Source organism: Albibacterium sp., from assembly GCF_035514885.1.
Lineage (GTDB): Bacteria > Bacteroidota > Bacteroidia > Sphingobacteriales > Sphingobacteriaceae > Albibacterium.
The window spans coordinates 16080-29471 of the sequence record NZ_DATJCH010000023.1 but is presented as its reverse complement, the minus strand read 5'-3'; the positions used below and the strand labels follow the sequence as shown (position 1 = coordinate 29471).

The 13392-nt window shown below is 36.9% G+C and carries 12 protein-coding genes and 1 tRNA gene; 4 read left to right on the top strand and 9 right to left on the bottom strand.

Translation table 11 applies throughout. The annotated features are described in order from the left end of the window. Window positions 1-68: 68 nt before the first annotated feature. The 4 genes from VL047_RS10825 to VL047_RS10810 all read right to left on the bottom strand — a co-directional run bounded on the left by VL047_RS10825 (window position 69) and on the right by VL047_RS10810 (window position 6871). A complete protein-coding gene (locus VL047_RS10825) occupies window positions 69-941 on the bottom strand; it encodes an alpha/beta hydrolase (RefSeq protein WP_325360473.1) in 873 nt (290 codons plus the stop codon). A gap of 58 nt (window positions 942-999) precedes the next feature. Next, entirely contained in the window at window positions 1000-3186 is a 2187-nt protein-coding gene (locus tag VL047_RS10820; protein ID WP_325360471.1) for an alpha-galactosidase, read from the bottom strand. 64 nt (window positions 3187-3250) lie between these two features. Then, on the bottom strand, window positions 3251-5965 hold the full coding sequence (locus VL047_RS10815; protein WP_325360470.1) for a PQQ-dependent sugar dehydrogenase: 2715 nt from the start codon (window positions 5963-5965) through the stop codon (window positions 3251-3253). Window positions 5966-6016: 51 nt separating this feature from the next. After that, window positions 6017-6871 (bottom strand): sugar phosphate isomerase/epimerase, encoded by an 855-nt coding sequence (locus VL047_RS10810; protein ID WP_325360469.1) that lies wholly within the window; start codon window positions 6869-6871, stop codon window positions 6017-6019. Between the two features lie 234 nt (window positions 6872-7105). Here VL047_RS10810 and VL047_RS10805 point away from each other — a divergent pair, with 234 nt between their 5' ends. After that, window positions 7106-8278 (top strand): alpha/beta hydrolase-fold protein, encoded by a 1173-nt coding sequence (locus VL047_RS10805; RefSeq protein WP_325360467.1) that lies wholly within the window; start codon window positions 7106-7108, stop codon window positions 8276-8278. A 14-nt stretch (window positions 8279-8292) separates the two neighbouring features. Next, window positions 8293-9369, top strand: coding sequence for an esterase (locus VL047_RS10800; RefSeq protein ID WP_325360465.1), 1077 nt, complete (start codon window positions 8293-8295; stop codon window positions 9367-9369). Between the two features lie 70 nt (window positions 9370-9439). On the opposite strand, the gene VL047_RS10795 is transcribed toward VL047_RS10800, so the two are convergent. Then, the gene (locus VL047_RS10795) at window positions 9440-9658 is read right to left on the bottom strand and encodes a hypothetical protein (RefSeq protein WP_325360463.1); all 219 of its coding nucleotides are present in this window, start codon (window positions 9656-9658) and stop codon (window positions 9440-9442) included. Between the two features lie 214 nt (window positions 9659-9872). On the opposite strand from VL047_RS10795, the gene VL047_RS10790 reads away from it, so the two are divergent. Next, window positions 9873-10415 (top strand): dihydrofolate reductase family protein, encoded by a 543-nt coding sequence (locus tag VL047_RS10790; protein WP_325360461.1) that lies wholly within the window; start codon window positions 9873-9875, stop codon window positions 10413-10415. A 577-nt stretch (window positions 10416-10992) separates the two neighbouring features. Here the strand turns inward: VL047_RS10790 and VL047_RS10785 are convergent. The 4 genes from VL047_RS10785 to trxA form a co-directional block, all read right to left on the bottom strand. After that, window positions 10993-11379, bottom strand: coding sequence for a hypothetical protein (locus VL047_RS10785; protein WP_325360459.1), 387 nt, complete (start codon window positions 11377-11379; stop codon window positions 10993-10995). A gap of 180 nt (window positions 11380-11559) precedes the next feature. Continuing rightward, window positions 11560-11646, bottom strand: a tRNA-Ser gene (locus VL047_RS10780). A gap of 49 nt (window positions 11647-11695) precedes the next feature. Further along, a complete protein-coding gene (locus VL047_RS10775; RefSeq protein WP_325360457.1) occupies window positions 11696-12172 on the bottom strand; it encodes a rhodanese-like domain-containing protein in 477 nt (158 codons plus the stop codon). 4 nt (window positions 12173-12176) lie between these two features. Beyond that, on the bottom strand, window positions 12177-12473 hold the full coding sequence (gene trxA / locus VL047_RS10770; RefSeq protein ID WP_325360455.1) for a thioredoxin: 297 nt from the start codon (window positions 12471-12473) through the stop codon (window positions 12177-12179). A 129-nt stretch (window positions 12474-12602) separates the two neighbouring features. Here trxA and VL047_RS10765 point away from each other — a divergent pair, with 129 nt between their 5' ends. Further along, window positions 12603-13388: a beta-carotene 15,15'-monooxygenase gene (locus VL047_RS10765; RefSeq protein WP_325360453.1), complete on the top strand. Its 786-nt coding sequence runs from the start codon at window positions 12603-12605 to the stop codon at window positions 13386-13388. Window positions 13389-13392: the final 4 nt, after the last annotated feature.

The following is a 13392-nucleotide window of genomic DNA, read 5'->3' as shown; positions in this document are numbered from 1 at the left end:
CAGACAAATATAATTTACAAGAATCCCTAACAAATTGTATTAATAATAATTTGTTAGGGATTCTTGTTTTAGAATTGCATAAATGATTTTGATACAAATTCCAGGACTAAAGGTAGTTCGTGTCGCCAGTATGTCCAGGTATGGCCACCGTCTTTAACTCTGTATTCATGTGGAATTTCGTTTTTGCGAAATAGGACATGCATATCGCTGTTTCCTTCATAAAGAAAATCATCGTCGCCGCAGCTTATATACCAACGTATTCCTTTAATTTTCTTTAAGTTATCTTCTGACGAATTACTAATAATGCTTTCTATGCTGTGACGGTTAAAGTAATCTTCGAATTGTTTTTCCGTCGGACTAGTAGATGCATCTTTATACCTTGATTTAAGCTGATCAATATTCCAGCTACCGGTTGCTGCACTTAAGGGTGCAGCAGCAGCAAACATGTCTGGTTGATGTAGTGCGTAGAAAATGGTACCTCCGCCACCCATCGATAAACCTGCTACAGCACGGTAACGTTTTTCGCTGCGCACACGGTATGTTTTTTCGATGTGTGGAATTAGTTCCTTAAAGAAGAAATCCTCATAGTTATAGCTGCCGTCAATAACATTAAAATAACCTCTGGTTCCGGTATCGGCATCTGGCATTACAATAATCATGGGGCCAGCACTGCCTTCATTAATTGCTTTGTCAGCAATATTTTGAACTTGTCCGAATTGCACCCAGCCTGTATGGTTGTCCCCGCTGCCATGAAGGAGATACAGAACAGGATAGCTACGATCGCTTTGATCATAACCGGGTGGTAAATAGATTGCATATTTGCGATCCATTTTAAGAATTTCACTTTTTACTGTGCGTGTTTCAAAAACTTGCCCTTCTTGTGCCAGCGCAAAGGAAACCGTGCATAGAGTTAAGAATGCAATAATTACTGATCTTTTCATAATTGTTTGGTTTTATGGTATATACAATAATATAAAAAAGATTGATAGAAAGAGATTATTATTCAACTTCGCTCAATTGTAAAACTACACTTGTTCTTCTTGCATTTACATCCGGATTAAAACCAATCTTCATTAAGAATTCTCCAGAATAGATTTTCTCAGAATCAATACTTGAAGATGTTCCCGGATATAGATTTACTTCTTTGATACTATATTTCTTATTAGCATCAAGTCCTTTTAAACGGATGGGTAATTTACTGTTATCTCCGTATCTGTTTCCAACCAGATAGTTAAAGATGACTCCATTGCTTTTACTTTCATCAATGTAAAGCATAGATGCAACCTGACCCTCGGTAGGATTTGCTAAACGGTACTGATCACCATGCCAGATAGTTGATTTTAAACCGTCATATAATTTTATAGCAGCTTGGCAGAAGGCAAGTTCTTTTTCCTCCAACTCGCTTACTACAATATCAAAACCTAATTTACCCATCATGGCAACATCGGTACGAAACTTTATAGGCTGTTTTCCCCAATCGGTTACATGGTTAGCTGAAACAATCGCCGGGTAGAAATAAGAATACTCCCATTGCATGAAAATACGTTCTAATGGGTCTGTATTATCGCTTAACCAGAATTCAGTGAAATATTGCAGAGCTCCATAATCTACTCTTCCTCCACCTCCGGAACATAGCATGATTGGAACCGTTGGATACTTCGCTCTGATTCTTTCCAGTACTTTATATAAGCCGCGTACATACTCAATATAAAAATGAGATTGATTCTTTAAATAAGAAGAATGTGCATTGTAAATAACTGCATTGCAATCCCATTTGATATAAGCTAAGTCAGGATTTTCAGTAAATAAATCATCTACAATGCCATATACAAAGTCTTGTACCTCTGGATTACTAAGATCCAACACCAGTTGATTTCGATAATAATATTCCTCTCTTTCAGGTTGTTTAATTACCCACTCAGGATGCTTTTCGTATAATTCGCTTTTAGGACTTACCATTTCGGGTTCGATCCATATACCAAATTTCACATCGTTGTTTTTGGCTTCTCTTACTAGGGAGGATATGCCATTAGGCAATTTTGTTTTATTCGCTTCCCAATCTCCTAGGCCTGTATTATCAGCATTTCTAGGATATTTATTAGCAAACCAGCCATCATCTAATAAAAAGAGGTCTACGCCGAGCTTTTTAGTATCCTTTATTAATTCAAATAGCTTGTTTTCATTAAAATCAAAGTAGGTAGCCTCCCAATTGTTTAATAAGGTTAATCTTGTACCATTTCCATCCAATATTTTATAATCCCTTGCCCAGCTCTGAAGTTTTCTACTTGCATCTCCTTTCCCTTTATCAGAAAAAGTATATAAAAATGGGGGAGTTGTGAATTCTTCATTGGGCTTTAGTGTATAAGCAGATGCGTAGTTATTGATACCGGCTATGATTCTTAAATTATTCTGATTATCCAGTTCAAGGTCAATGCGAAAATTTCCACTCCACTCTAATGAGCCATAAAGAACTTTTCCTTCATCTTCGGTTGCAATTTTATCCAATGAAACCATAAATACAGATGGCTGAAATATATTGGCTCTGGTGCCCAGTTTTGTATCCAATGTTTTGATACCATGGGTTAGTTTTGCTTCTTCAGGCTGCATTTCTCTGGCCCAATCACCATGAAATTGTTTAAGCCAATAGCTATCAGCCTTCACGTACAAATTAGCTGATGCAAACTTGTTTAAGATAACATTCCCTTTTTCATGATGCTTTATTACACTCCATTGTTCCGTTACATCTTCTTTATAATAAGTTTTATAGTGTAAAGTAACTTCAAAGTTGTAAGCCGGATCCTTTAATAGAATGCTTGTAAGGGTAACATTCTCATCAATCTTAAATATGTTATGACTAACATATTTAAGGTCAAGTGAGTTGTTGCCATCTGCATGTGTAACCGATATTGCAGGTTCCATTAAATTTCGTGAACCAGAGGGTGTATAAGCTGAATTTAACACTCCTGTATAGTCTTCTGCTTGCTTATAAGTAGATGGTATTTGAGCATACTCTTTAGGGTCACCCAGTTTTTCACCAAAGTGAATAATATTTAAGCCTTTGTTGGAATTTACTTGTAAAACTAAAGCGTTGCTTTTCGTTTCGATTGGAATATTTATTGTTTGAGCTTTGCTATATCCAGCAATAAAAACAAGAAGAGATAGGATAAAAATTTCTTTAGATCGCATGTTATATTAATTAAAGCCAAAAGGGATCAATTACGATCCCTTTTGGTTTGATAGAATGATTGAACTAATTTAGTTTGACTCCGACTAAACGCAGAGTATCACCTTTAAAAACAATGTATAGGTCAGTTAGGCCTGCTTTGGAGCTTACTGGGATTTTTAGGCTTTCTTTTCCTGCATATACGCCAGAAAATTTACCAAGCAGCTTTCCGGTTGGAGAGCCATCGTATATTTCAATCGTTCCCTGAGTCTCAGGGTTAGTAGACTGTTGTCCTCCTGATCTTGAAGAAATAAGTTCTATTTGACTTATTCCTGTTAAGTCTATTTGGTCAAATTTTAATTCTGAACCTTCTTTTACAGTTGCCCGAGTGCTATCCGCATTAAGCTCTGTATTCTTAATTTGATTCGCTTGTCTGAACGAAAGGAACGGACTGCGTAAGACAAGAATATCTTCAGAGAACTGTGCCGGTGCTGTACTTGTTCCACGATCTGTATAAGCAGCACGTATAATAAAGCTACCAGTTCCATTTTCACCTGCAGGAACAACCGTAGTATAAGATCCTTTTGCCGGAAGTGTTTTTGCAACGCGTGGAGGATATGCCAGGCTAAGTATATATTTTATAATTGATTGTAAATCAGCATCCGCCATATTAGGGTGTGCCGGCATGCTGGCGTGTCCCCATACACCCGCACCACCTTTTGTAATTACTGAAGCTAGATGTGCTGGTCCTTCAGGATCATCTTTATATTTTTTAGCAACTTGAACGAATGCAGGGCCGAGTAAAGTTTCGTTGACCGAGTGACAGGCTTTACAGTCACTGTTGTTGATCAATGAAATAGCACCGGCATATTGTGCTGATGCATCTACACTTAACTGCTTCTGTGCTAGTACGGTTGGATTAAAGCCTTCAGCGAAGTAATTTCCGCTAACTGATATCTGTGCAGGCAATATATTCTTATCGGATAAACTACCATCTTCTTTATCCGTTACATCTACTTCATAATTTATCGACTTACCGGGAAAGAAAAACTGGCTGTTTCCGGAGGTAACATTTAATTTTACAACCGGTGGCTCATTTCCAACTTTGATTTCTACTGAACTACTATTGCTTGCGCCGTCTTGGTCTTTTACGGTAAGGGTTGCAACATAGATACCCGGAGCATCGAATGTTACTTCTGGATTGGCTTCTTCCGATGTGCTGAAAACTGCGTTATCCTTGGTGATCTTCCACTCATAAGTTAACACATCACCTGCATCAAAATCGTGGGTTCCTTCAGAAAAAAGAATGACCTTTAGGGGAACGGCACCCGCAACCTTAGAAGCAGAAGATTCAACCTGAGGTTTTCTATTGCCTCCATTATATTCGATTCTTACCAATTGCGCTTCCGGATTATCCTTGAAATAACCTTGACCGTACTCTATTACATATAGATCACCTTCAGGGCCAAATTTCATATCTAATGGACCTAATAACTTTACATCAGGAAGGAAGCTTTCCATTGATTTAACATCTCCTTGTTCGTCGAGTTCTACTAAATTGATCCATCCACGAGCAAAATCAGTGATAAACCATTTGCCTTCATAATAGGCAGGGAAAGGACGTTCGGGATTGTCGAAGTCTGATCTGTGATAGATTGGACCTCCCACTGCGCTGTTTCCTCCGCTTCCTAGTAAAGGATATTCTTCGCTTTCTGATTTTGAGTATTCTATAAGAGCGGGAATAGCTGGAGGAAGTTCGAGCATTCCTGTATTGTTTGGTGAGTTGTTAATTGGCTTGGCAGGATCATAGAATTCTCCAGATTCTTTGGTCTCAAAGTCATATTCGTTATAGGCTCTGTTATTCCCTACAAAATATGGCCAGCCATAGTTACCCGGTTCTTTTGCACGGTTAAATTCATCATAAGATTGAGGTCCTCTTTTCTCATAGTCGTCTTGTGACCCATCTGGACCTACTTCTCCCCAATACAACCAGCCAGTTTTGCTGTCAATGGTTAGTCGCCATGGATTGCGATTTCCCATTGTATATATTTCGGGTCTTGTTTTAGGTGTTCCTTCAGGAAATAAGTTGCCTTCTGGGATCGTATAAGTACCGTCGGCTTCAGGATGAATTCTTAATATTTTTCCTCTCAGGTCATTGGTGTTACTAGAACCTTTTTGTGAATCTTCGGCAGACATTCCCGGACGTTCATCAAGAGGAGAAAAGCCGTCTGAAGCTCTGGAGAACGTGTTATCACCTGTACTAAGATAAAGGTTTTTATCTTTATCGAACAATAAACCTCCGCCCACATGACAACATTCCTCACGTTGAGTAGGTACATCCAAAACTACTTTTTTGGAACTTAATATAAGTTCGTCTCCAAGCCATTCATATCTTTCTAATGTGTTTTTTGGAGGGTCTCCGGCAGGAGAATAATATACGTATATCCAATTGTTCTCTTCAAAATCCGGATCTAATATAACTCCCTGTAATCCATCCTCACCTTCAGTAACTTCGCCTTCTTTGCTTACATATTTGGTGCTTACCGGAAAATTGGCAATAACCTTTACATCACCGGAAGCCGGGTCGTAAACTTTTAACTTGCCTTTGCGTTCTGCAATGATAACCCTGCCATCTTTCAAAACTTGAAACTGCATGGGTTCTTCTAGCCTTTGAGCCAGTATTACTTTGGTAAACCTGTTGTCGTCAGGTTTTTCTAGGGAGTCTTGGGATGTTTTACATCCAAAAATAATTAAAACTAAAAAAAATGCACTCTTTAATGTAAAGTGTAAAATACGCTTCATGAATTTATTATATGTTAAATGGTTAATTGTTGATTTGAAATATGAAGCTTATTATATATCTAAATTATGCAGATATTCCATATTTTGTTTCATACTCTCCATAGGAGTACTGGTATATTCTTCTTGCTCTACGAAGAAGTATTTTAATCCAGATAGTTTACGGTTTTTTAATAGGTTGACTACATCTAAAGATCCTTTGCCGAATTCAGTACTGGTGTTACCATTCATGTCTTTTAAATGCCATAGTGGGAATCGACCGCTAAAGTTCTTAAAATATTGAATCGGATCTTTACCTGCGGCAACCACCCAGCCAATATCCATTTCCATGTGTACGAGCTTAGGGTCTGTATTGTTCAAAAGTACATCAAAAAGTATTTGTCCGTTTTCTTCCTGAAACTCCTCTCCATGATTGTGATAGCCGAATTTGATATTCAGTTTTTCACATTCTTCCCCGGCTTTATTAAACATTTCTGATATTTTCTTGTAATTATCAACTGTTTGACCGCGGCTAGGTAATGATGAAACAATCAGATATTCTTGTCCGGATTCAGCTGCATTATCCATTGTTTGTTGCCATTGCCCATTAAGTGATACATGGCCACTACGCAAGGTCATTCCCAAGTCTTTACAAATTTGTTTCATTTCCTTCGGTTGCAGACCATAGTAAGCTCCTTTAGCTGGATCACTTGCTGACTCAATTTCTTTTATACCGAGTGCAGCTAATTGCTTTAAAGTTCCAGTCGGATCAGTTAACATTTCTTTACGGACAGTATACAGCTGTATGCCTATATCCTTTACTTTGCCTAAGCTGCTGCCTTTAATAGATGCTTCTGCTAACGAAGGTAAAAATACCGATCCTAATGCTAGAGCACTGAGATTCTTTATAAAATCACGACGTTGTTTCATGTGTATTTGTTGGTTAATTGGTGATTATTGGGCTTAAAGGTAATTATTTTTTAAATAATGGCTATGTTTTATATATTGCATACAATAACCGATATATGAAAAAAGACCTAACCTATACTATTCTTTCTCTATTGCAATGGTATTCTTCCATTGAGATATTATCACAGATCAAACTTTCATGAATGTAATTTAATAGCAATAAACCTATAGTCAAATAATCAAAATCAGAATTTTATGAAACACAGTATGTACAGAACAACTGTTCTCAGACTATTTTTTACCTGTCTGACACTTTGCCTTTTCCTTTTTGTGAAGGCCCAACCTCCAACAGGCCCGTTTGTAATGTCGCCTCGGGTATTGTCTGATAAGAAAGTTGCATTTAGCTACCTGGCGCCATCGGCAAAAGAAGTAAAGCTTGCAGGTGGTGGATTTGGAGCTTCAGACGTTCCGATGATAAAAGATAGCATTGGCACCTGGCGTGTTACCGTTGGGCCTGTAATACCAGATATTTATTCCTATAATTTTGTGGTAGATGGAGTAAGAGTAATGGATCCGGCCAATGAATACTTTTTCCCTAATGAACGATTTAAATCAAGTTTATTAGATGTTCCTGGTTTTACGCCATTGATAAGTGCAGTTCGTGATGTACCTCATGGTTCTGTGAATTACGAATATTATACTTCTGTGGAAGGTACAACCGGCACTGTATTGGTTTACACACCTCCAGGTTATGATAAAAATTCTTCTGAAAAATACCCGGTTTTTTATTTAATAAGCGGGACAACAGATACAGAAGAAGCATTTTTTAAGGTTGGGAATGTCAACTTCATTTTAGATAACCTAATTGCAGAAGGAAAAGCAAAACCTATGATCGTTGTTATGCCATATGGCAACATCGAAGCAAGAATAGCTGAGCAGAAAGGTGGTGCTAAGCCTGCAGACCCGGTAAGAGACAGCCCGGATGCAATTACTCGCATGCGTCGATTTGAACAGGATCTGACAAAGAATGTGATTCCTTTCGTTGACAAAGCCTATCGTACTATTCCAGACAGAGATAATCGTGCAATTGGTGGTTTTTCTCGAGGTGGCGGACAAACTTTACGTACGGCATTTTGGAATCTTGATAAATTTTCTTGGATTTGTGCTTATAGCGCCAATTTGCCTTCTGATGAAATGGAAAGCACATATGCATCCATTGTTTCTAATCCGGAAAGTACTAATAAACAATTAAACCTCCTGTGGGTAAGTGTAGGAAACGAAGATTTTCTGTACAATGATGTTGCTTCATTCTTGAACTACCTGAAGTCAAAAAAAATCAATTATGAAAGCTTAATTACAGGGGGAGGTCATACATGGATGAACGTTAGGACCTATTTGACAGAAACTACTCAATTGCTTTTTAAATAAACAAACACATAATCATGAAATACTACATTATTATAATCCTATTATTTTGGGGATCAGTTACCTCCTTTGCGCAGCGACCACCATCTATCAGTTCGCCTGAAGTACATAAAAATAACACGGTTACATTTAAATATTATTCGAATACAGCTCAAAAGGTGTTATTACATGGAGAATTCCTGAAGACTCCTTTGGAAATGACCAAAGATGCTTCTGGTGTTTGGAGCATTACAACTGATCCGGTTAAGCCAGATATTTACCCATATTTTTTTGAGGTAGATGGTATACAGCTGGCTGATCCGAATAACACATACATTTTTGCTAATGAACGATTTAAACGTAGTATTGTTGATATTCCAGGAGACACGCCTTTAGTTCATTCTTTACAAAATGTTCCGCATGGGAAAATCAGCTATCGTTATTATCAATCAGAAACACTGGGAACAACCCGTCAGTTGTTGGTGTATACTCCGCCGGGCTTTAATCCAAGCGAGGCAAAGAAATATCCTGTTCTTTACTTAATTCATGGAGGATCGGATACTGAAGAAACATGGACCAAAGTAGGGCGTGCTAATTTAATTGCAGATAACCTGATTGCTCAAGGCAAAGCAGTTCCAATGATTATTGTGATGCCTTATGGAAATGTACGGCCTGCTCCAATGCCCGATTTTACCAAAGATGTCATGAACGATGTTATTCCTTTTGTGGAATCAAACTACCCGGTGCTGACAGATAGCGAGCATAGAGCTATTGCAGGATTCTCTGTTGGAGGAGGGCAAACACTTAATATTGGATTAACCAATACCGACAAATTTGCCTACATAAGTTCTTACGCTCCATATACAGCTACCGAAGAATTTCAAAAGAACTTTTCGAATTATTCTCCCGATGCGGACAAAATCAACAAGCAGTTAAAGCTGTTTACGATCAGTGTTGGTACAGATGATTTTCTGTACGAAAGTGTGAAGAAGAATATAGCTATGTTTGAGGAAAAGGGAATTCATCTAAAGAGTTATATTGTTCCTGGCGGACATGATTGGATGAACTGTAAGCTGTATTTGGCTACAACCTTACAGGAAATTTTTAAAGATTGATTTTTATAAATAAGTAGGAAACGGGGAAACCCGTTTCTGAAAATTTGATTTGACTACATATCTTTGGTTTCTAATCTAGAATCAGAATATCTTCTTTCCAAAGATTTGATATCGGGAAATCGGTGTCTTCAGCATCAACATTTACGTATTCTACATGAAAGGTTTTGCTATCCGCATAAGGAGCAAGTATGATGACGGGTTCGAAATGTTGTGTTATAGGGTCTAGTAGTACAAACAGTTTATCCCCAATTCCAACTTCTTCTTCTTTGACTTTAATGTATTTTGGCATAGTGTTTTTAATTTTTAACAATATGATGAGTGCTAAGTTTGGAATATTTTGAAAAAGCGAGATAAGAGCAGAGTAAACATTGAAAAGACACAATCAGAAGCATGGAAAGCTGTTTATGCATTGTCGACTGCCGTAGGAACTTCAGCTTTTTTCTTTTGTGATAAGTGCAGATTCAGTCTTTTTAGTATTTTCGAAGGTAAACTAATTGGAAGAAGTGAAAAAAGTAATTTTAGATTTGGCTGTAAGCTTAGATGGTTTTATTGAAGGTCCGAATGGAGAAATTGATTGGTGCATAATGGATGATGATATGGATTTTGATGGTTTTATTTCAAGTATAGACACCATATTTTACGGAAGAGTGAGTTATGATATCTGGGGTAATTATCAACCAGACATCAATGCGAGTATACCTGAGCAAATGTTATGGAAGGAAGTACATTCAAAGGAAAAATTTGTTTTTTCAAGTCAGAACAGGCAAGATGAGAGAGCTATATTCATTAAATCTGACATAGCAAATAAGGTGACGGAAATTAAAAAGCAGGGAGGAAAGGACATTTGGTTATATGGTGGAGCGAGTCTTATCAAGACGTTTATCAATTTAGGTCTTATTGACTTATTTAGAATATCTGTACATCCAATAGCTTTAGGAAGTGGGAAGCCTTTATTTGAAAATTTAAAAGAACGAATAGGGTTGAGGTTGATTAAAACCAATATCTTTAAATCGGGTGTTGTTCAACTTATCTATGAGCTAGAGTAGGGAAGGAAAACTGGATGAAAAGTGATCATTGTGTCAAATCAGTATAGAGAAAAGGTAATATGAAACCAACGAAAGTGCCTTTAAAAAGAAAGAGCGACTTGAAAAGTCGCTCTTAGTTCAGCGGAGAGACTGGTTCTTGAACCTTTGATATTAGGGTTAAGCGTAGGTTAGTGATATTGCGTTTTTAATATCTTTAGGCCACTTTTTACAAAATATAACAAACACAAACTAAGTCTAAATATCAACTAAATTGCTACCCATTATATTTAACTTCGACCAAGTATATTACGGAAAAGAGGAAAGCGGATTTTTTGATTGTTGGTTATTGTGTTACCCTGAAAGGTTAACTAAACCATACCCGGCACAAAGACACATAGATCCTAATATTGCCGCTACCTATGATGCTATTATTCAAAGCTTACTATCTTTGAAGTTGGTGTAGATGACCAACCTACAAAAGTATTTTACACCCGAAAGGGAGAGAATATTTACCGAGGTTTGTATGCGTAAAGGATGGCCACACCTTTGAAATAACCTAAATTATTAAGGATTAGAAGGCTGTTTTGATGAAATACTGCTATTTTTTCACAGCCATGCCACTAGCTGAATATGACGGAAATAATTGATTTACAGAAGTATTTATTATTTTCAATCCAATAAGGGCATTTGCACCAAGTCTTTGAGACTGTACTACAAGATAAGCTAATGCATCTTCTGCGGTTGCATAGATTTTTTCATTTTTACCACCATCCTTAGAACTTAAATACCCTGTTTCGATACTAGAACCAACGGATGCCACCGGTACATATTCAAATCCAACAGATTCAGATTCTGTAATAAAGAAATCATCTTTAGTATACATAGAATAGTCAATTGAATAGGTGGTTGCCTTATAATTCAACTGCATGACACCACATGAGGTAATAAATACCGAAACGATAAGTAAAGTAAATATTTTTTTCATAATTGAAAGGTTATGAAACCCCTACCAAATTAATGATACGGGTTTTGAATTTTGCCTTATAGCATCAAGGCATTACAAAGATAACTATTTTCCTATTGACTATTATTTTCAATAATTGCTACCTTTCATAAAAATACAAATGCAACTATCCGTTTTCTAGATAATTGCATTTGTATTCTGCGGAGAGACTGGGATTCGAACCCAGGATACCCTTGCGAGTATACAAACTTTCCAGGCTTGCTCTTTCGACCACTCAGACACCTCTCCGGATAATTTTGAGTGGGCGAATTTACACCTTAATTTGTTGATTTGGAAATTATTCTTGGCTTGTTGGTAAATTAGCTGCTTCCCAAGAGATCATCCCTCCATCAAGTTCGACGATTTTAGTGAAACCCAATTCTTTCATTATTTCAGCAGCACCAGAGCTTCGTTTACCTGATCTGCAGTAAACCAATACAGGTTTACTTTTGTCAAGACTGCTTACCTTTGATTTGAAATCGTCCTTGTTATAATCAATGTTTAGAGCATCCTTAATATGACCGGTTTGAAATTCTTCAGCTGTTCGAACATCAACTAGTTGTATATCATCCAATACTAGAAGTTTATTGAATTGTTCAGGAGCTATCGTTTGAATTTGCCCGCTAGAATTTGTTGTTGTCGTATTCTCAATCTTGTTGGCCGGAGGAGCAGTACTTACAACTGTGACCTCTGGAGCTTTTTTGAAAGTAGAACAACTGCTTATCAAGAATATTAGTGCTATTAGACCTATTGAATTTAAAAATCTTATATTCATTTTGTTAGCTAAGTTTTAAGAGTTCAGTGCTAAGTTCATTTGCTGTTCGGACACCACTTTGCCGCCATTTTAACTCGCCTTTCTTGAAAATAATAATAGTTGGTACCCCTTGGATATTATAAGATCTGGCCACAGCCGGATTTTTATCGATGTCTACTTTGAGGATGGTTGCCCGATCGCCTACTGTTTTTTTGACATCGTCTAAAATCGGTTTCATCATTTTGCAAGGACCACACCATTCGGCGGAAAAATCCACTAATACGGGCTTGTCAGCATTGATTATCTCTGAAAATTTGCTCATGTACTTAAAACAATAGAATTTTAAAAATGTTCTAAAAATATATTGATAAAGGTAAGGTATTATTGTTTAAACTAATTTTTGTTGTCTCCTATTTTTCTATCTTTGTAAACAAATTTTCCAAGTAAATTCATGATTGAATACCTAAAAGAAAGCACTTTCGTAATTAACGATGTTATAAGCGACGCTTGGGATGTTTTAAAAAAACGTTATTTTGCGATTGCCGGCATTTGTTTTTTACTATTCGTTGTTTCCAATGTCTCAGGAATATTGGCAATGTATCTGAATAGCATTAGTATTGTTTTGAGTGTGTTTATGGCATTGCTCTTCTTGGTTGTCTATTTCGGACTTCAGTTAGCCCTGTTTAAGCATATTTTTCAAGTCCTTGATCGTGATCAAGAGGATATTCGGTGGCGCGACAGTATTCCCGAGCTGAAAGAGCTTATTTACTTTTTTGCTTGTGTCGTTTCGATACTTGTAGGCGCATTTATAACCTACCTTTTAATTTCGGTAATCTTTTTCCCGTTGATTTATTTGATATCTGTAGAGGTAATGGTGCAAATCGTTTATTTCATAACTTTTGTATTAGCTTTTAGCATGTTTTTGAGAATTGCTTTTTTTCCATTTTTTATCTTGGATAAAGGAGTGAAACCTTTTAAAGCAATCCGTTTAAGTTTGGCAACTACCAGAGGTAATTTTATAAGAATAGTTTTACTATTAGCATTTTTTGCTTTATTTGGTTCGTTGTATTTGTATTTCAGCTATCGAGGATATGCAGTAATCTCAACTGGTTTAAGCATGGTAAATTCTTTTGTGATAGTTCCTCTATCAAGCGTAGCATTTATAATTGCTTATCGAAAAATGATGCGCGACTATCGTGGGGATGCAGATCCATCAATCATGGAAAATATTATCTAAAAGC